18 protein-coding genes and 1 tRNA gene are annotated in these 20,437 nt (G+C 28.4%); 9 read left to right on the top strand and 10 right to left on the bottom strand.

Features of this window, described 5'->3' with window-relative positions:
• Position 1: 1 nt before the first annotated feature.
• Positions 2 to 1,912 carry a DUF294 nucleotidyltransferase-like domain-containing protein gene (locus HUE53_RS12815; RefSeq protein ID WP_192188561.1) on the bottom strand — a complete coding sequence of 637 codons (1,911 nt, stop codon included), beginning with the start codon at positions 1,910 to 1,912 and terminating at the stop codon, positions 2 to 4.
• A gap of 363 nt (positions 1,913 to 2,275) precedes the next feature.
• Between HUE53_RS12815 and HUE53_RS12820 the strand changes: the two genes are divergently transcribed.
• The 4 genes from HUE53_RS12820 to HUE53_RS12835 all read left to right on the top strand — a co-directional run bounded on the left by HUE53_RS12820 (position 2,276) and on the right by HUE53_RS12835 (position 6,278).
• Entirely contained in the window at positions 2,276 to 2,710 is a 435-nt protein-coding gene (locus tag HUE53_RS12820) for a DUF6146 family protein (RefSeq protein WP_065213622.1), read from the top strand.
• Between the two features lie 24 nt (positions 2,711 to 2,734).
• The gene (locus HUE53_RS12825) at positions 2,735 to 3,043 is read left to right on the top strand and encodes a DUF6787 family protein (RefSeq protein WP_014164566.1); all 309 of its coding nucleotides are present in this window, start codon (positions 2,735 to 2,737) and stop codon (positions 3,041 to 3,043) included.
• 389 nt (positions 3,044 to 3,432) lie between these two features.
• Complete coding sequence (locus HUE53_RS12830) at positions 3,433 to 5,409, top strand: KUP/HAK/KT family potassium transporter (RefSeq protein ID WP_014164567.1); 1,977 nt, start codon at positions 3,433 to 3,435, stop codon at positions 5,407 to 5,409.
• A 5-nt stretch (positions 5,410 to 5,414) separates the two neighbouring features.
• Positions 5,415 to 6,278 (top strand): bestrophin family protein, encoded by an 864-nt coding sequence (locus HUE53_RS12835; RefSeq protein ID WP_014164568.1) that lies wholly within the window; start codon positions 5,415 to 5,417, stop codon positions 6,276 to 6,278.
• An 11-nt stretch (positions 6,279 to 6,289) separates the two neighbouring features.
• Here the strand turns inward: HUE53_RS12835 and HUE53_RS12840 are convergent, their stop codons facing one another.
• The 5 genes from HUE53_RS12840 to HUE53_RS12860 all read right to left on the bottom strand — a co-directional run bounded on the left by HUE53_RS12840 (position 6,290) and on the right by HUE53_RS12860 (position 12,522).
• Positions 6,290 to 8,401 (bottom strand): M1 family metallopeptidase, encoded by a 2,112-nt coding sequence (locus HUE53_RS12840; RefSeq protein ID WP_014164569.1) that lies wholly within the window; start codon positions 8,399 to 8,401, stop codon positions 6,290 to 6,292.
• An 81-nt stretch (positions 8,402 to 8,482) separates the two neighbouring features.
• Complete coding sequence (locus tag HUE53_RS12845) at positions 8,483 to 9,865, bottom strand: TlpA family protein disulfide reductase (protein WP_014164570.1); 1,383 nt, start codon at positions 9,863 to 9,865, stop codon at positions 8,483 to 8,485.
• A 278-nt stretch (positions 9,866 to 10,143) separates the two neighbouring features.
• Positions 10,144 to 10,413, bottom strand: coding sequence for a hypothetical protein (locus tag HUE53_RS12850; RefSeq protein ID WP_097609749.1), 270 nt, complete (start codon positions 10,411 to 10,413; stop codon positions 10,144 to 10,146).
• A 6-nt stretch (positions 10,414 to 10,419) separates the two neighbouring features.
• Complete coding sequence (locus HUE53_RS12855; protein WP_192188562.1) at positions 10,420 to 11,805, bottom strand: radical SAM protein; 1,386 nt, start codon at positions 11,803 to 11,805, stop codon at positions 10,420 to 10,422.
• On the bottom strand, positions 11,806 to 12,522 hold the full coding sequence (locus HUE53_RS12860) for a prolipoprotein diacylglyceryl transferase family protein (protein ID WP_014164574.1): 717 nt from the start codon (positions 12,520 to 12,522) through the stop codon (positions 11,806 to 11,808).
• Positions 12,523 to 12,624: 102 nt separating this feature from the next.
• Here HUE53_RS12860 and HUE53_RS12865 point away from each other — a divergent pair, with 102 nt between their 5' ends.
• From HUE53_RS12865 to recG, 3 genes are all read left to right on the top strand, one after another.
• Entirely contained in the window at positions 12,625 to 14,244 is a 1,620-nt protein-coding gene (locus HUE53_RS12865) for an ABC-F family ATP-binding cassette domain-containing protein (protein ID WP_014164575.1), read from the top strand.
• Between the two features lie 372 nt (positions 14,245 to 14,616).
• A complete protein-coding gene (locus HUE53_RS12870) occupies positions 14,617 to 15,357 on the top strand; it encodes a Dph6-related ATP pyrophosphatase (RefSeq protein WP_014164576.1) in 741 nt (246 codons plus the stop codon).
• 28 nt (positions 15,358 to 15,385) lie between these two features.
• Positions 15,386 to 17,488: an ATP-dependent DNA helicase RecG gene (gene recG, locus HUE53_RS12875; protein ID WP_394368213.1), complete on the top strand. Its 2,103-nt coding sequence runs from the start codon at positions 15,386 to 15,388 to the stop codon at positions 17,486 to 17,488.
• Between the two features lie 16 nt (positions 17,489 to 17,504).
• On the opposite strand, the gene HUE53_RS12880 is transcribed toward recG, so the two are convergent.
• Positions 17,505 to 17,843 carry a helix-turn-helix domain-containing protein gene (locus HUE53_RS12880; RefSeq protein WP_014164578.1) on the bottom strand — a complete coding sequence of 113 codons (339 nt, stop codon included), beginning with the start codon at positions 17,841 to 17,843 and terminating at the stop codon, positions 17,505 to 17,507.
• Positions 17,844 to 17,948: 105 nt separating this feature from the next.
• Here HUE53_RS12880 and HUE53_RS12885 point away from each other — a divergent pair, with 105 nt between their 5' ends.
• Together HUE53_RS12885 and HUE53_RS12890 are read left to right on the top strand one after the other, a co-directional pair.
• Positions 17,949 to 18,323: a hypothetical protein gene (locus HUE53_RS12885; RefSeq protein WP_014164579.1), complete on the top strand. Its 375-nt coding sequence runs from the start codon at positions 17,949 to 17,951 to the stop codon at positions 18,321 to 18,323.
• A 312-nt stretch (positions 18,324 to 18,635) separates the two neighbouring features.
• Positions 18,636 to 18,716, top strand: a tRNA-Tyr gene (locus HUE53_RS12890).
• A 292-nt stretch (positions 18,717 to 19,008) separates the two neighbouring features.
• On the opposite strand, the gene HUE53_RS12895 is transcribed toward HUE53_RS12890, so the two are convergent.
• From HUE53_RS12895 to HUE53_RS12900, 3 genes are read right to left on the bottom strand one after another with little or no spacing between them, the layout of a single operon-like run.
• Positions 19,009 to 19,686 (bottom strand): transposase, encoded by a 678-nt coding sequence (locus tag HUE53_RS12895; RefSeq protein WP_225556152.1) that lies wholly within the window; start codon positions 19,684 to 19,686, stop codon positions 19,009 to 19,011.
• A 15-nt stretch (positions 19,687 to 19,701) separates the two neighbouring features.
• The gene (locus HUE53_RS14370; protein WP_225556151.1) at positions 19,702 to 20,025 is read right to left on the bottom strand and encodes a hypothetical protein; all 324 of its coding nucleotides are present in this window, start codon (positions 20,023 to 20,025) and stop codon (positions 19,702 to 19,704) included.
• Between the two features lie 45 nt (positions 20,026 to 20,070).
• Positions 20,071 to 20,370, bottom strand: coding sequence for a hypothetical protein (locus HUE53_RS12900; protein WP_097609770.1), 300 nt, complete (start codon positions 20,368 to 20,370; stop codon positions 20,071 to 20,073).
• Between the last annotated feature and the right edge of the window lie 67 nt (positions 20,371 to 20,437).

Consider the following 20,437-nt stretch of genomic DNA (forward strand, 5'->3'; position numbering starts at 1 on the left):
TTTATGAAAATTGTGTTAATTGAAACGTGTCTTTTACTATTTCTTCTAAATCTTTTAATACAGAAAACGATTCTTTTAAACGTTCTTTCTCTATTTTAGGTAAATGTTCTACATCTATATATTCACCCGTATTATCATTTTTATAACCTTCTAAAATTCTATATTTAGATACTAATAAAAAAGTTTCAGATGCTTGACGATAAACTTCAGCATTATCTGGGTTTTTAATAGCTAATTCTTTATATCTAGAATAAGTATTATTAATTCCTTTTAATTCAAATTGTATAGATAGTAAACGAGCTATGTCTACCATTTGATTGATAGCTTTTTCTTTAATATTAAATTTTCCATGATGCAATCCGCTATCTTCTTCATTAAATTTTTTGAAAAAATTTAGAGGAGCAGGTTTTTTAAGGGCATCATTTCCTAAATAATCTAAAAACAATACCTTGTTTTTCATTTTAGAGATAGTATCTATTATGACTGTTTCAAAACTTTGATCTCCATAAACAAATTCATAATCAAAAAAGATAGCACAATGTTCATTTGTGAACTCTCCAGGGGATTTAATCCAATTTTCGTATTGTATAATCCATTCGGTTAAGGGTTTACACCATTTTTCGTTCGTTACAGAATTCCCAAATTCACAGTGTTTATAACCTAATTTTTCAAGTGTTTCTGCTACTTTTTTAGCTAATTGACTAAAGTAAAATCGGACATTTCTTGCCTGTTGCACATCTACATCAGCATAAATTAGCATATTGTCATGATCCGTTAATAATAACTGTTCTTTTCTTCCTTGACTTCCTATACTCAAAAAAGCAAAAGGAACAGGAGGGGAGCCTAAATCTAAAATAGCCAATTCGATGGATCTATTAATGATAGCTAATACAATTTCACCAGCTACATTGTAAAGATGTTGCAATGGTATATTTTTAGTAAGAGCTTGTTGCATCATAGATGCCATAGATCTATAAACGGCTCTTAATTCTAAATACGAACTAGCTCTTTTAGCTTCTTTTATTAATACTCCAGGAGAATTAGCTTGAGCTTGTACTAAATCTTGTTGGGTAATAACTCCTTTAATTTGAGTATTTGGTGTACCATCTGCAGTCACACATAAATGATGGACTTTATGAGATAACATTACTAATTGGGCTTCGGATAAGGAAACATTTTCAGTAACAGTTATTACAGGATAAGTCATAATTTTATCAATATGCGATTGAATGGCATTTTTTCCTGTAGCAACTTTATATTTGAAATCAGAATCCGTTACAATTCCAATGAGTTTATCATTTTCCATTATAAATGCGTTATCTAGCATTTTATCAGCCATTAATAACGCTACTTCCCTAATGGTTTGATGTCTTTCAACTAATAAAGGGGAGTGGTTATAGGTTAGTGTTTGTATAAAGGAAAAATCATTTTGAAATTCTGAAAGTTGAATATTATCAGCAATCAAATGTTTTTTATCTTGATCTGTTGGATTATTTGAATTTAAGGCAAAACTTTCTAATAAAAAATTTAAAACTTGAGAATTTTGTATGACAAATGGTCTGATTCGTTCAATAGGTATTGCAAATAAAATAGCTTCTTCATTTGCTTTAGCCGTCATTTGATAATTATTTTTAGCAAAAAAAGGTCTTAATCCAAAAATATCTCCTGTATAGCATTTATTTAATAATGTTTCTTCCGCATCTGATACAACTGTTAAATGAACAACTCCTGAATTTACAACATAAAAACTATCATGCAAAGGATCATTTATTTGAAAAAGTTTTTGTTTTTTATCTAAATGAATAACTTTTATATAACGAGCAATTTGCTCTAAATCCTCAAAAGATAAAAAATTAAATGGTTTAAAATCTTTTAAAAAATTAGCAATATTTGTAGCTATAGAGTTTTTCATGTGATTTGTATAAGTTTTATTTTTAGAGCATTACAATTATAATTATCAAAAATAATGATACTGTTACGATATCAAAGACTTTGCCAAAGTTAAAGAATATCTAATGATTTCATTAAAAGTAAAATTAGAACATTTTTTATAGAAGTGAAAGGAAATCTTTAAATTTTCTATTTTACATAATATAAATTATAGTTCATTTATAAAGAAGGTATAAATTCTTTTAAACATAATATCTAATAAAATTTTAGAAATTATAACATTAAATTATGAGTATTTAATAAGTTAAATTCATAATTTTAGAAAAGGTTATTTAATTTTTTGAAAATTAATAGTTTATATCATTACAATTGCATAAAATTTAAAATGGAAAAAATATTTTTTTGGATACTAATTTTTATGATTTATTCTTGTAAATCATCTGGTGAATTTAACACCAGTAATTTGCAAGAAAATTCAAAGATAATTCGCGGAGATACTGTAAAAATCGTGAATGAAGATACTAATTATGAAGTAATAATTATTGACTCTGGTTTTAGTAATTGGTTACTAAGTAGATCCTTTCCAAGAGGATATCATAGTTTGTCATTTCTTGAAAATAAAAATAGTTTATGGATTAGAGAATGGAATAATCGAGTTTTAGAATCTTTTAGGTATAATCCAAATTTATATCAGATGCAAATAAATTACGATCCTAATATCCGTTATGGCTATGAAGTAAATTATTTAATATACAATTATCTTGTTTACTTTCAAAATAGTAATAATCAACAATTATTTGGTAGAGTTCCTATACGTTAATTATATTTGTGAAAATAAAAATAGATGAAGAAACTTAAAGAACGTTGGGGAATTAAATCTAATTATCAATTAGCTATTATTTTTATTGTATTTGCTATAAATGGTTCCTTATCAGCTAAAATTTCTGCTTATTTTATGCAGTTTTTGGGTTTAACTAAAGAAAATTTGCATTGGAGTTTCTATTATTTTTTAGTATTCATTTTAGTATTACCCCTCTACCCTTTTATGTTAATGTTTTTTGGTTGGCTTTTTGGTCAATCTGTATTTTTTTCACCATTTAGTAAAAAAATGTTAAAATCCATTGGGCTTGGGTTTGTTTTTAAAGAAAAATAGTGGTTTATCTAAATTTAAAAAAGGAAATAAAATTATTATCAGGTAATAATTTTAACCTATTTTTTATTTTGTTTCTTAAATAAAATACTTTTCAAAAAAAGAAGGTATATTTAGGTACTTTTTTCTTAAATACATCTTCTTTTTTCTGTCTCAATAGGATTCTCTACTACTTTTGTCTACTAAAAAAGTAGTAATATTTATTAGAAGAGTAACATCATAGAAATTATTTTAGTTCTTTTACAAACAAATAGTACAAAAAAACTAAAAATAAAAGAATCCGTTTTTAATGGCTTAAAAAAAATATTATTTATTCATAAAAAAAAAGCCTAAAAAGACAAACAATTAATTGTAAATATTTAATTTTGTCCTTTATTTTATTAACTTCAAATATGAGCTCAACGCATCATCAAGATCTTCACAGTAAATTTACTTTAGGTGGAATTCTTGTTACTTTAGGAATTATTTATGGTGACATTGGTACATCGCCTTTGTATGTAATGAAAGCTATTATAGGCAATCATGCCATTAGCCCAGATGTTGTTTTAGGAGGTATTTCAGCTATTTTGTGGACGCTTACTCTCCAGACCACGTTAAAGTATGTAATTATGACACTATCTGCGGATAATAACGGAGAAGGTGGAATTTTTGCATTATACGCATTAGTTAAACGAACGAAAGTCAAATGGCTGATTATACCTGCCATTGTAGGAGGTTCTGCTCTATTAGCTGATGGAATTATTACACCTCCTATATCCGTTTCTTCTGCTGTAGAAGGATTGCAGTTGTATTTTCCTCAAATTAATACGGTTCCTATTGTAATTACTATTTTAGTACTATTGTTTTTAATTCAACAATTTGGTACAAGTTTGGTAGGTAAATTTTTTGCGCCTATGATGACCATTTGGTTTGGAATGTTGGCTATTTTAGGAATTATTCAAATTTCACAGAATTTTGATGTGTTAAGAGCAATTAATCCTTATTATGCTATTCATTTATTACAAATTCATCCTGAAGGATTTTATGTTTTAGGTTTTGTTTTCTTATGTACTACAGGTGCTGAAGCTTTATATTCTGATATGGGGCATTGTGGAAGACAAAATATTAGAATTAGTTGGATTTTTGTAAAAATAGCTCTTTTATTAAATTATTTTGGCCAAGGAGCATATTTAATTAAACATCAAGGAGAAACTTTACGTAGTATTAATCCTAATAACATTAATCCATTTTACTTGGTAATGCCTGATTGGTTTCAACCCTTCGGAATTTTAATAGCCACTTTAGCTGCTGTTATTGCTTCACAAGCTTTAATATCAGGTTCTTTTACCCTTATTAATGAAGCAGTACGATTAAATTTTTGGCCAAAAGTTAAAATTAAATATCCAACGGTATTAAAAGGACAATTATATATTCCTTCAATCAATTGGTTATTATTAGCGGGTTGTATAGGTATTGTATTGTATTTTAAAGAATCAGGTAAAATGGAAGCAGCTTACGGTCTTGCAATTGTTTTATGTATGATTATGACTACTATTTTATTGATGTATTATATGGTTATGAAGCGTATTACAGTTTTTATAATACTACCAGTGATCCTATTTTATTTAGCTATTGAGTTTAGTTTTCTAATAGCCTGTTTAGATAAGTTTGCTCATGGTGGATATGTAACTCTTATTATTGCTTCATTATTAATATTTGTCATGGCTGTTTGGTATAGAGCTAAGCAAATAGGTAAAAATTATACAAAATTTGTAAAAGTAGAACATTATAAAAAAGTTTTAGCTGAATTAAGTGTTGATTTATCAATCCCTAAATACGCTACTCATTTAGTATATATGACTAATGCAGGTCGTGTAGATGAAATTGAGGAGAAAGTAATGTATTCTATCTTACAAAAACGTCCAAAAAGAGCTGATATCTATTGGTTTATACATGTTAATGTAGCCAATGAACCTTATAAAAAAGAATACCGTGTAACAGAAATTATTAGAGATGATTTATACCGTATTGATTTTAATTTAGGATTTAGAGAGCCTACTAAAATCAATTTAATGTTTAAAGAAGTAATTAAAGATATGGTAGAAAAAGGCGAAGTAGATATTACAAGTCGTTACGAATCTTTACATAAAAATAAAATCTTGGGAGATTTTAAATTTATACTTTCTGAAAAATATCTTTCAAATGACAGTTTCTTGAATTTTGCTGAAAAAATAGTTATGAGCACTTATTTCTTCCTAAAGAAATTTTCATTATCAGAAGAAAGTGCTTTTGGATTAGATATAAGCTCTGTGAAAATTGAAAAGTTTCCAATGGTTCTTCATGCTCCAGAAAAAATTATACTAGAAAGAATTCATAAAGATAAAGAATAATAATAATGATTTCTTATAATACAAAAGATTGGTTTACCTTTATTTTTAGATTTCATAAAGCAGATACCTTTAGGCAATTATTACCACTAATACTTAGTATTGGATTATACACAGGGGTTATAGCTTATTTAGAACTAGAATATTTCAAGTTATCTAAAGAACATAATTTAAAAAACATACCCATCATGCACAGCATGTTGGGTTTTGTTATTTCACTACTTTTGGTTTTTAGAACCAATACTGCTTATGATAGATGGTGGGAAGGTAGAAAACAATGGGGAGCCTTAGTAAATAATAGTAGAAATTTAGCTATAAAACTTTCTGCTATCTTAATAGATAAAGAAGATAAAGTCTTATTTAAAAAGGCTATTCCATATTTTGCTCAAGTACTCAGTTTACATTTAAAAAATGAACAGATTAATCAAGAGTTATTTGATGAACTAAATGTAGACATACACCATAAAAAACATAAGCCAAGTCAAATAGTAAAACTAATGACTAAAAAGATAATTGAATTAAAAAATGAAAAAAAACTTTCTGATGAAAATTTAGTATTTATAAATAATGAACTCTCCTCTTTTTTAGATATTTGTGGTGCTTGTGAACGAATTAAAAATACCCCTATTCCTTTTTCTTATAGTGTATTTCTAAAAAAGTTTATCTTTTTCTACGTTATGTCATTACCTTTTGGCTATGTTTTTAGTTTAGGATATTTAACAATTCCTGTTGTTATATTCATATTTTATGTATTAGCCAGTTTAGAGCTTATTGCTGAGGAAATTGAAGATCCTTTTGGAAATGATGAAAATGATTTGCCTACAGATAAAATTGCTGAAAATATTAAAAAAAATATAGAGGAGATTTTATGATTCTGCTTTTATTATTTTAATTCATTACGCAAAAATAATTCTTCTTTGCCAGACAAATTAGGAAGAATGCCTTCAAAAGCTTTCTTAAAATACTCTTTTTTAAGCATAGCTCTAATTGTATTTTTTGAAAAACGAACAAATTGCCATTTATGATGCTGCGTAGCATTTACTAATGATTTTAAAACAATAGGATGAGTTGGATTAATTTTAAGGATTACTTCTAATGCGTTTTGCCTTATTGTTGAACTAAATTTTAGAGTTGTATACTCTAAAAGTTCAGATAAAAATGGTTCATATACTTCTTTTCTTTCTATTTTTGATTTTATAGCGAGTCCTAACCAGGTAATTCTAAAACTTTTATCATTCAAACCAATTATTTCTTTTGTTTTATTTAAATAAATAGCACAATTTTCTGGAAATTGTTTGCATAACTGTACTAATGCAATTTCTTTAGTTATATAGGATTCATCATCCAAAAGTTGTTCATAATCAGATCTGAATTCTAATGGTATTGTTTGAATAGTTTCTGCTATTGCTTGTCGGATAGCTATATTTTTAGTATTCATTGCTAATTTTAACAATTCAGCTTTTTCATGATAAGAAATATTTCCTAATTGATAAATAATTTCTTGTACTAAAGCAACATATTGATTTGATAGTAAAATATTTTCAAAAAATACTTTTTTCTGATCAAAAGGAATTGTTTGCATTTCCTGTAATTCAAAATATTTTTTGACTTCTTTATTTTGACTCAAAATTTGAACGACTTTTTCAATATCAAAACCCGGTGATTCTAACCATTCTTTTTTAAATTGAGCTATATCAAAATGAGGAGCTACTTTTTGTATTTCATTTAAAAAATCATCTGTTTCAACATTTTTGTATTGGTATTCTTTTAGATATGCTTTTACTGCTTTTTTAAAACAATGATCCCCTATTGATTCTTTCAAATAATGTAATGCCCATGCTCCTTTTTTATAAAAACTTAATACACTTGCTTTTTCATTTAAAATAGGAATTGTATCTTTTTTAGAATTAGCATTTATTTCTTCGGCATATTTTAGTAATTCAAACTGAAAATGAGTATCTCCAAACAAATGTTTTTCCGCCAATAATGCGTAATAAGTAGCAAAACCTTCCTGTAGCCAATGATGTTTTCCTTCTTTTGCTGTGACTAGATCACCAAACCAATGATGTGCTAATTCATGAGCATTTACATTTATGTAATTTTTATCATTAAAACCTGTTTTATCTACTACAAAATCTTGAGAAAATAATGTAGCTGTAGTGTTTTCCATACCTGCATATAAAAAATCCTCGACAGGAACTTGTTTGTATATTTTCCAAGGATAATCTAAATCAATTTCTTTTTCTAAGAAATTAAAAATTTCTTTCGAATATTTATAGGTATAGTCAAATTTATTTGCATCCTCATATTTATAATATAGTTGAAGCTTCTTTCCTCCTTTTGATACTATTTCTTTTGAATCAAATGCTCCTATCGTAAGCATTGCTAAATAGGAAGACATTGGTTTTTTCATTTCATACACCCATTTTTTATTTGCTTTTATACCTGGTTGTATAATTTTTTTTAGAACACCGTTTGAAATTACTTTATAAAAAGGTTCTGCAAAAATACTTAAATGAAAAACCAGCTTTTCATTTACATCATCAAAGCTAGGAAGCCAATGCGAAGTATATTTTCCTTGACCTTGTGTCCAGATTTGATACTTGTTATGTATGTGTTCTTTATTATTAGAAGATAAAAATAAAGAATCATTGCCCATGTCTACAAAATACATAGTTTGTTTAGGTGTAGCTTGGTAATTAAAAGTTATTTCATTTTTACCTATTTTGTATCCTTCAAAAAGGACAAGTGATTTATTTGTGTTTTTATAATTTACAGATTTTCCATTTATTTTAACTTGTTCAAACTTCATTTTTATGGCATCTATTTTAATAGAATCTATCTTTTGGTTTACTTGAACTATATAACGGCAAGTTCCTGAAATTGACCTTGTTTTAAAAGAAGGAGTTAATTCCGCTTTTAAGGAAATGAAATCAATTTTAGGAATTGATTGAGACCACAAGGCAACAGAAAAAAATAAAAATAGAGTACGCATAAAAACGTTAAATTAATATAAAAAATATTCTCAAGTTTTTTAAAAACTTGAGAACTTAATAAGGATTTAAACGAATTAAAATTATTTTAGATAATTATCAAACTCAGCATCAAAAATATTTATAAAAGCATTTTTAATTGTTTTGTCTTCATTTAATAAGATGGCTCTATGTATTTTAGTTATAACCCATTTACTCTGTATGTCTTCAAAATATTTAGCATGAAGTTGAGGGATTTCAAAATGATGATGTGCTAAAACCTTTTCCCATTGATTAGGATCTTTATCTATATTAACGGCTACAAAATTTATAGCAGGATTTTTTTTCTTAATTTCCATAGCTTTTTTATGAGCTAATTTTAGATGTGATTTGGCTTCTGAACTCCAAAAAAAGACAACCGTTTTTTGGGCATTAGTTGGAACGGAGTTAACTATTTTTCCTTTTGAATCTATAAGTTCAATTTTGGGTAAGTATTTATTTTTGGCTAAAGATTGAATAGAATTAGCTATTTCTTTAATGGCATTTTTACTGCATGAATCAGTAGAAAGTTTATAATATTCTGATAAAAAGGTTTTATTATTAGAGGTGTTTTGATCTTCTAAAAGATACATAAAAGCTATGTTATGTAATACAGAGTTTTTAATTGATTTATTGGTAAATATAGAATCAGCAACCTTTAATCTATCTATATTATTTTTTACAATTATAGTTTCTTTTTTACTATCACAAGTAATATTGTTTAGCATAGCGGTTAGATACGCAACAAAAGGAGCAAAATCCGTTAACTTTTGATTGTTAAAATCAATTTCTTTTCTATAATCATAATAATCTTTAGGAAGCAAACCACAAACTTTTTGATTTGTTCTAAATTGATGAACCAAAGGATAGAGTTCTTTTTTGGTTAAATAAGGCATTTCTAGCATGGAACTAGCATATAAATCAAAATCCTCATTCCAACTTATTTCTTCTTTTTTTTCATTATAAAATATTTTCCGTTCTTGGTATTCCTTGTTGAGTCTGTATTCAAACTCTTTTAGAGATTCATCGTATATGTCAAAACTTGAATTTTTATCTTCTTCATTTTTTAAAAATAATTCTATTAAAAAATTATTTTTTTCATCGCCACGACCACAAAAAGTTAATGAATTATCAAATTCTTGGGCATTTAATCTAATCATTAAACTATCGCCTTTTTCTACATACATATACTGATACTCTGGTTCATGTCTAAACGTATACATACCAGAAGATAAGGTATCATATTTAACTAAAAAGCGATTGTTACGATCTAATTCTATAGTATCTATAACTTTATCTTCTTTGCAGAGGTAAAGAAATTTTGAATTAGGGTTTATTATTTCACCGCCAAAATAGACTCTCTGCTCCTGTTTTTGATCACAAGAAATCATAAGAAGAGAAACAACAAATATGGTATAAGAAAGTATTTTTCTATAATAAGCAATCATTATTTAATATTTACCTATAGCAAATGTATTTTTATAATTTATAAATAGTTGTTAATATAGCGTTAAAGTTCATTAATTAAATAGTGCAATCCCTCCTACACAGCATCCAAATCCTATTACAAATGAAATAATTGAATAAATTAATATTTTTTTGGCTATTGTCTTATAGGGTTCTTTTCTAAAAAAAATAACTAATATGAGACCAATAAAAAAAGTTATTACATTAACTATTTCTACAAAAAAAATTAAAGAAAAAAAAACATCATTTATCATAATCTTTAGTTTATAAAAGTTAATATACCACAAGTACTAGATCCTATTACTAATACAATGGTAGAATACGTAATCAGTTGCAATGTAAATTTTTTATTTTCATTTATAAAAAATAAACGTAATATTCCTATAATAAGAGGAAAAGGAGATACAAAAACGGCTAATCCTGCAATAGAAAGCAGTACTACTATTAGAATAGCTCTAATAGGCTCTATGAATACTATCAATAGTATTATCATAAGAGCTAATACAAATAATATTTTTTTGTTTTTCATCCTTTTTTAATTCAGTTGTTTTCTAATTTCTTTTATAGATTCATCTCTATAAAACAGATTCATGGTTTCAAAAGGAATTAATTTGCCTTTTTTGTCAACGATATGTACGCATGATTTTTTTACAGCTCTTACATCAAAATCATGTGCATCCATAAAATTCATAATGATAATTCTAAATAAATTATCATACTGTAAGTGGTCCGATTTTACTCTTGGTAAACAACACATTAACTCTCCAAGTTCTTCTTCAGCACAATCTACAGAAATACCTGTACTGAATAAGGTAAGTAAATGATTTTTGAGTTTTTCATCACTTTCAAAAACAATTGTATTTTTAGAGTTGTTTAAAAGGTCTTCTGGATTAATAAGATTGGTCATTGGAAAAACTTCACCATTCATTTTTAGAGCGTAAGCCATACATAAAGCGTCGGGATTACACGGTACGGGAATCAAGTCCTGTGGAGTAAAAACGGGATATTGTTCATAGATTTTTCTGCGAACTTCTGTTAGTGTTATTCTACCTTGGTTGTCATCATAATTTTCGTTTCTTCCCGCAACTTGAGTAGGTTGAAAAGTAACTCCTCTAACGCATTTTTGTTGTAATGCGTATTCTAAAATTTTACCAATTTCGTCGTCATTTTCACCTTTTTGTAAAGTAACTACTAAAGTAGTAGATAAATTGAATTGATTTAGGTTTTCAATTGCTTTTTTTCTAATTTCACTTAAATCTTCTCCTCTCATTTTTTCTAAAACTTCAGGTTTAAAGCTATCAAATTGAAGATAAATTTCAAAATCTGGCATATAAGAGGCTAGTTTTTCCACAAATGAAATATCTTTAGCTATCCTTATTCCGTTAGTATTGACCATTAAATGTTTAATAGGTTTTGATTTGGCTAAGTCTAAGATTTCAAAAAAATGAGGATGTACAGTAGGTTCTCCTCCTGAAATTTGAACAACATCGGGCTCCCCTTCATTGGCTACAATAGCATCGAACATTCTTTCAATTTCTTCTAAAGTTCTATGATTACCGTAATTAGGAGCTGAACTAGCATAACAGGTAGGACAAGCTAAATTGCATCTGTCTGTAACTTCTACTATAGACAAACAAGAATGTTGTTCATGATCAGGGCACAATCCACAGTCATAAGGACAGCCATAATGTACTCTTGTATTAAATTTTAATGGAACTTCGGATTGTTTGTTATAATTTCTTATCTGACGGTAGTACTCTACATCATCCGCAATCATAACCTTTGAATCACCATGTGTTTTACAATGTTTTAGCATCCATACTTTCTCATCTTTAAATACTATTTTTGCATTGCAAAGATGTAAACATTCTGGGCAAATACTTTGGGTAGCATCGTAATATATATAATCTCTAGTGGGCATTTAATATTTTTTTATAATTCTAATAATAAATTTGTAGTAATATATCAGTATAAAAATAGATATCCAATGAATGATACTTAATTTTATAATTAATGGTTCATAAGGTTTTAAAAATTCAATAAAAAAACGGTATAAAAAATAGAGCAAGAAAAAAAGCTTAAAACGATCTCCATTTAGTAGATCAACATTTTTAAGTTTATTAAATAAAAAAATGAGACATACTAAAAAAATAATTTCATATAAAGCTACTGGATGTCTAAATTTTCCATCACCTAAGTTTATTCCTGTAAAAAAGGAAGTTTCTATTCCATAAGTAGGTTCTGTAATCCCCATACCAAAACATCCTATTCTTCCTATTATTAATGCAATTATAATAGGATATACGTATAAATCGCCTGAGGGTTTTTTCTCACCAATAATTTTTTTAATTATTTCTACGCCAAATAAACCACCTAAAAAACCACCTGCTACTGTTTTACTCTGAAAAATAATTAAAAAGGACATCTTAGAAATTAAACTTGGAGTTTCTAAAACTGCAATGAGTCTTGATCCAATCAAAGCTCCTATCATAGCTCCTAATAATATCCAAAGTCTATTCTCATCTGATATAATGGAATTCTTTTTTTTAAGATAAAAATAAAAACGCATACCTATAAAAAATGCAAGTATTTCTAACAAGTAATGATAAAAGGGCGCATTTTCAAAAGGTATTTTCATGCTTAGTTTTTAGAATTTCATGCAATTTATAAAAAACTAACAACTAATAACTAATAACTGATTACTAATTAGTATTTTTGCAACGTTTTAAAAAAATAAAAAATGCTAACAGTTTCAAATTTATCAGTACAATTTGGTAAACGAATTTTGTTTGACGAAGTAAACGTAACTTTTACACAAGGTAACTGTTATGGAATTATAGGTGCAAACGGTGCAGGAAAATCAACATTTTTAAAAATATTATCAGGAGATATTGATCCTACTTCTGGACATGTAATATTAGAACCTGGTAAACGTATGTCTGTTTTAAACCAGAACCACAACATGTTTGATGAACATACCGTTTTAGAAACGGTATTAATGGGAAATAAAGTCTTATATGCTGTTAAAAAAGAAATGGATGAGTTATATTTAGATTATAACGATGCCAATGCTGACAGAATAGGAGAATTACAGATTCAATTTGAAGAAATGAATGGTTGGAATGCGGATTCTGATGCAGCTACTTTATTATCTAATTTAGGTATCGGTCCTGATTATCACTATACTCTAATGGGTGAAATGGAAGGAAAATTAAAAGTACGTGTATTATTAGCACAAGCTTTATTTGGAAACCCAGATGTACTTATTATGGACGAGCCTACGAATGACTTAGACTTTGAAACGATTGGTTGGCTAGAAAACTTCTTGGCAAATTATGAAAATACAGTGTTGGTAGTTTCGCATGACCGTCACTTTTTAGATGCTGTTTGTACCCACGTATCTGATATTGATTTTGGTAAAATAACCCATTATTCTGGTAACTATACATTTTGGTATGAATCGTCCCAGTTAGCAGCTAAACAACGTGCTCAACAAAATAAGAAAGCAGAAGAGAAAAAAGCAGAATTAGAAGAATTTATCCGTCGTTTTTCTGCAAATGTTGCCAAATCAAAACAAGCAACATCCCGTAAAAAAATGATTGAAAAATTAAATATTTCAGATATCAAGCCTTCTAGTCGTCGCTATCCTGCGATTATTTTTGATCAAGAACGTGAAGCTGGTGATCAAATTTTAAATATTCAAAACCTATCAGCTTCTGTAGATGGGGAAGTTTTGTTTAAAAATGTAGATTTAAACATGGCTAAAGGAGATAAAATTGTTTTATTTTCTAAAGATTCTCGTGCTACGAGTGCTTTTTATGAAATTATAAATGGGAATATGACACCTGATTCAGGTACTTTTGATTGGGGGGTTACTACTAATCAATCGTATTTACCTGCTGATAACCATAGCTTCTTTGAAAATGATTATACTTTAGTAGATTGGTTACGCCAGTGGGCAAAAACAGAAGAAGAAAGAGATGAAGTTTATGTTCGTGGTTTTTTAGGAAAAATGATATTTTCAGGAGAAGAAGCACTAAAAACAGGACGTGTATTATCAGGAGGAGAAAAAGTACGTTGTATGATTTCTAGAATGATGATGTTACGTGCTAATGTACTAATGCTTGATGAACCTACTAATCACCTAGATCTTGAATCTATTACAGCATTTAATAATTCACTAAAAAACTTCAAAGGTTCTGTATTGTTTACAACACATGACCACGAATTTGCTCAAACAGTTGGAAATCGTATTTTGGAATTAACCCCAAAGGGTGTTATTGATCGTTATATGACTTTTGATGAATATCTTGAAGATGATAAAATTCAAGAAATGAGAAAAAAAATGTATACTACATAGTATTAAAGAATAGAATTAAAAATATTAGAAATCAGTATAGTTTTTATTATTAATAATATTAGCCCGAGTATATCGGGCTATTTTTTATTACAAAATTTTAATTCATCTAATTTTTAAACCATATTATGAACTAGACTTTGATGAAGATAAAACACATATTGTTTTGCTTCATTAAGGATAAAAAATCTAAACTTTTTCACATTCAAAGCCATTTAATATCTAATAAATTTCTAATGCGTAATCAAGGGGTAATATTCAGCCTATATTTTTTATCTTTTATATAAAATAAAGGTTATTCTTTATCAATCAGAATTAATATTTTACTTTTTAAAAATACAATGTTTTTGTAAGTTTACCGTAAAATATCAAAAATTGAAATCAAAAGCTATTTTTAATTGGAGCAGTGGGAAAGATTCAGCATTGGCATTGTATAAAATTTTGCAAACTAATGAATACGAAGTAACAACACTTTTAACAAGTGTAAATAAACAGTATAATCGCATCTCGATGCACGGTGTGCGTACTGAACTTTTAGAAGAACAAGCAAAAAGTTTAAAAATACCATTGCATAAAATGGAAATTCCAGAAGCACCAACTATGGAAGTCTATGAAAATATTATGAGGACTACACTATCTAATTTTAAAGATAAAGGAATTTCTATTTCTGTTTTTGGAGATATTTTCTTACAAGATTTACGTGATTATCGTGAAGAAAAATTAAAAGAATTAGGATTTAAAGGTGTTTTCCCTTTATGGAAAATAGATACAAAAGAATTAATTCATACTTTCTTAAATTTGGGATTCAAAACGATTGTTACTTGTGTAAATGAACGATATTTAGACAAACGCTTTGTAGGTCGTATCATAGACCTTCAATTCATAAATGATTTACCTAAAAATGTAGATCCTTGTGGGGAAAATGGAGAATTTCATACTTTTACTTTTGATGGCCCTATTTTTTCAAAACCGATTGAATTTGAACTTGGAGAAATCGTTCATCGAAAATATGAACAACCAAAATCAAATAATTCCAATCAAACTTGTAATACCAATTCAGATAATGTAAACCTTAATTACGGTTTTTGGTATATAGACTTATTGAAAAAAAATTAAGTTGTTAAATTAATTTAGTTTTATTAAAATGTCATTATTAGAAACTCCTATAGAATATTTAAAAGGTGTTGGTCCCCAACGTGGAGAATTGTTGCGTAAAGAACTTTCTATTCATAAATATGCCGATTTAGTTAATCTTTACCCTAATCGTTATATAGATCGAACACGTTATTATAAAATCAATGAACTCCTTCCAAGCAATAGTGAAGTTCAAATTATAGGTAAAATCATTCATCTAAAAACCGTTGAATTTGGTAAAGCAAAAAAACGGTTAGTAGCTACATTTGTAGATGATACCGGTGAAATAGAATTGGTTTGGTTCCAAGGTATTAAATGGATTCGTGAAAACATAAAAATTAACACACCTTATGTCATATTTGGAAAAACGAATGCCTTTAATGGTCAATTTTCTATGCCACATCCTGAAATGGAATTGGTAGAAGAACATAAAGCCAACTTACGCACTGCAATGCAGGCTGTTTATCCGTCTACTGAAAAATTACAAAATAAAGGAATTTCTAATAAAGTTATAAATAAAATGATGCAACAACTTTTTATTGAAACACATACTTTATTTATAGAAACTCTTCCTTCTTATCTTTTAGAAGAATTACAACTTATTCCTAAAAACAGTGCTTTATTTAATATTCATTTTCCTAAAAGTCAAGAATTATTACAAAAGGCACAATTTAGATTAAAATTTGAAGAACTTTTTTTTATTCAATTACAATTAATTTCTAAAAATTTACTTAGAAAACATAAAATAAAAGGGCATCCATTTGAAAAAGTCGGTTATTATTTTAATGAAATGTACACCAAATACCTTCCCTTTGATTTAACTAATGCTCAAAAAAAAGTATTAAAAGAAATTCGAAATGATCTAGGAAACCCAGCTCAAATGAACCGATTATTACAAGGAGATGTTGGTTCTGGAAAAACAATTGTTGCTTTAATGAGCATGCTTCTAGCCTTAGATAACGGATTTCAAGCATGTATTATGGCTCCTACTGAAATTTTAGCTACTCAGCATTTTAATGGAATTACGGAATTAGCTAAACCCTTGAATATAAATATAAAATTACTTACAGGCTCAACTAAAACTTCAGATCGGAAAATCATTCATGAAGAACTCCAAAAAGGTACTTTACACATATTGATTGGCACTCATGCTTTATTAGAAGACAAAGTACAATTTAAAAATTTAGGATTAGCCATTATAGATGAACAACATCGTTTTGGGGTAGAACAACGCAGTAAGTTATGGAAAAAAGCAGAACTTCCTCCTCATGTATTAGTAATGACCGCTACCCCTATCCCTAGAACCTTGGCCATGAGTTTATATGGTGATTTAGGTGTATCAGTGATTGATGAGCTGCCTCCAGGTAGAAAACCTATACAAACAGTACATCGCTATGACAACAATCGACTAAAAGTTTGGAAATTCATACGCGATGAGATTGATAAAGGACGACAAATTTATATTGTTTATCCACTAATTCAAGAGTCAGAATCTATGGATTATAAAGACTTAATGGATGGTTATGAAAGTATTTCAAGAGATTTTCCTTTGCCTAAATATGCCATTTCTATAGTGCATGGTAAAATGAAAGCTTCAGAAAAAGAAGAAGAAATGAATCGTTTTGCAGCAGGAAAAACGAATATAATGGTAGCAACAACCGTAATTGAAGTAGGTGTAAATGTTCCTAACGCATCAGTAATGATTATTGAAAGTGCTGAACGTTTTGGATTATCGCAGTTACACCAATTAAGAGGACGTGTAGGAAGAGGAGCAGAACAAAGTTATTGTATCCTTATGACAGGTGTTAAACTTAGTAATGAAAGTAAAATACGTATGGAAACCATGTGTAAAACCAATGATGGTTTTGAAATTTCGGAAGTTGATTTAAAACTTCGTGGTCCAGGAGATATTATGGGAACTCAACAAAGCGGTGTACTAAATTTACAGATTGCTGATTTAGTAAAAGATCGTGATATTTTACAACTAGCAAGATACCAAGCCATCCGTTTATTAAAAGATGATCCTTTTATGGAAAAAACAGCACATCAAAAACTTAAACAAGTATTTATAGAATTAAATAAGAAAAAAAATATATGGAATTATATAAGCTAAATTCTAAAAACTCTTTTTATTCTATATTTTTAGATCTTAGCATCTTCTTTAATTCCGCATTTTCTTTTTTAAGATCTATAATACGCTCTTTTTGCAATTCAATTATATAATCCAGTCTGTTGATATCAACTTCAGGATGTTCCATAGATTCTCCACGAAATAACCAATTGGCATCTAAATCCGTAAAAGTATTCAATATTTTGAACATCTTATCTGTACCAAAAACTTTTCCATTTTTAATATTACTTATTTGACTGCCTGATAATTCTAAAATCCTAGCAATTTGATTAACACCAAGTCCCTTAGATATTAAATATCTATTGAATCGCACACCTAAATCTTCAAATTCATTCATTATCTTGTATAAATATTCAAAATTTTGTTTATATTTGCATCATTAAAATAATCAATACTTTAAATCCCCAAAAATAAATTAAATTTTAACTTAATAATTAATCGTATGTCAGATTTTTTAAAACAATTTGGTGAAGACCTGAAAAACAATGTACCAGGGTTTATCGCCGTTGCCGTTTCTGAAATAAAAAGCGGAATTTCTTATTTTACTTTATCTACTGATTCCAATTTTGATCCTGAGTTGGCATCAGCATTTAATCTTGAAGTTGTAAAAGCTAAATTAAATGCTATTAATGCTTTAGGATTAAAAGAAACCATTGAAGACATCTTAATTAATCTAAAATCTCAAATACATATTATAGATGTTTCTGAAAATAATGAATATTTTATCTATTTAGCTGTAGATTCTACAAAAGCAAATTTAGGTATGACAAAAGCATTATTAAATAAGTATAAAAAAGAAATTAAAGGTAAGATCTAATTTCTAAAGACATTCGTGACTTATAAAAATAAGTTGTTAATAATTTTCGAAGAGTTATTGTATATTTTTAAAAGAATTTATAATACTCTTCGAAATATTCAAAAAACGTTCTAAAACTGATTTTTTTTCTTATTTTGTTATTAAATATAGTTTTTAATTAATCTGGAACGTTCGATAAATAAGCAATAAGTTATCTAATAATTTCTATCAGAGATACTTATAAAAAAATTGAAAAATATCTAAAAAAAAGCTTGTTTATCTAAAAAACAATCGTAATTTTGCATCGCAATGAAGCAATCACGGTCAAGTGAGGGGGAGATACTCAAGCGGCCAACGAGGACGGACTGTAAATCCGTTGGGAAACCTTCGCAGGTTCGAATCCTGCTCTCCCCACTGATAAAAACCGATAATTTAGTTATTATCGGTTTTATTTTTAACCCCTAGCAATCGTGATCAAAAAAGATCAAGTCAAAAACCTGTGGGATTTCTAAATTAAGCAAACAAATTGGTAACAGAAATAGGCACATTCAGAAGTAACCACACTTTTGTAAAAAAATAAAAAAATGACCCATTTTGATTTACAATTTTGGGTCATTTTTGTTTTTTGGCGGATTCAAATGTTTAAAAATTGGTTTTTGGTTCGCAACAGGACGCACGTTCCCCAGTGAGGCTAGTTTTCATTTTTTTATGCTACTAAAGTTTGCTGTTGCTGATAAATTCTTCGTCCTATTTCTAAAGCATTGGCTGTGTGAATGCCAAAGAAAATCCAAAGTATCTCACTTTTTTGGGTTTTGGCTTTGATTTTCTTGAGATGGTAATGTTCCTTTTCCTTGCCAAAACTTCCTTCTAGGCGAGTAGCTCGTTCTTTCTTGATGTGTTGGGCTAAAATTTTGCGTTGTTCTTCATTTTTTCCAGCTTTTCCTTTACGTACAAAATCGGTTTGGATAGTATTGGTTGTAGTGAACGTTCGATTTTTGTTGGTGGCGTAAATGGCATCTGCTCCAAGTATTTTTACTTTTGTTTTAGTTAAATTCTGGGCGCAAAAGACACTGCTTTGCAGACGAGTTCCTTCGTTGAAAGCTCGATATTGAATGTGTTGGATGAAATTGATGCCATCGATTTGAATTTTGTTTACTTTGGCTCCAAATTCAACTTGCTTTATTTCTTTCTCACGGACAATTGGGCGGATATAACTTTTGCTAATACTTACAATCCTGTTTGGAAGACTTTTGCCGGTTTTAAATATCTGAAGTTGTTGTTTGTGTACCTGATTGATAATCAAGCGTTGTTTGCTGTATTTTGTAGTGGCTTCAAATGGATTTTGTGTTTCAATACGGCTAAGTTCGTCATTGAGTTTGTACAATAATTTAAGTAATCTTCAGGTAACTTTTGTGCGATGTTTTGATTGTTTTTTTCTCTTTTTTGAATATTTTTTGTATCGCTTACACCAATCTAAATATTTAGTTCTTGGTAGTTTTATTTTAAATAAATGACATAAAGATTCCATTTGCTTATAATTCCACTCTACACATTCCCAAAGCAATTTCTGGTTTGTAGGAAAGCGCACTTCGCTCTCATAACAGGTAGCATCCGTAAGCATTTTGTCTAAATCTCCCATATAAGGAATCCAGCTCTTTGCTAGTACTTCTTGGGCTTTACGGATGGTTAAATTTTTGGATAGCTCCATTCTGATTTGACTCACGATTTTAAAGTTTTTCAATGGTTTATCAATCGGAATCAGAATGTCTCAAAAAAATGGCATAAAGATATTTCCGTTGAGAAGTTCAATTAACTTTTTATCAGAACAGCCGTAGTAGTTTTTAAGCATCATCAGAGCTATTTTACCCTTAGGGCTAAAATAACAATGAGTTCCTTTTTGAAAATCTTTCAGTTTGAAGGCTTGAGCTAGCTCTGAAAAAGGCATCGAAAGATAAATTTTTCCCAAATCTGTTTTTAAAAATTGGGCGTAAAAACCATCAAAATCTTTATTGAGGGTAAAAAATGGAATTTGGTATTGAAATTCGCTTAAACGTATTTTTTTTGCCATAGCATTTAAAGAAAAACCCCGTTTTTGACTCTTTTTGAGCTTTTTCGGGGTTTGTTTCTTCTAATAT

The sequence above is a fragment of the Flavobacterium columnare genome (assembly GCF_014844295.1).
GTDB lineage: Bacteria > Bacteroidota > Bacteroidia > Flavobacteriales > Flavobacteriaceae > Flavobacterium > Flavobacterium columnare.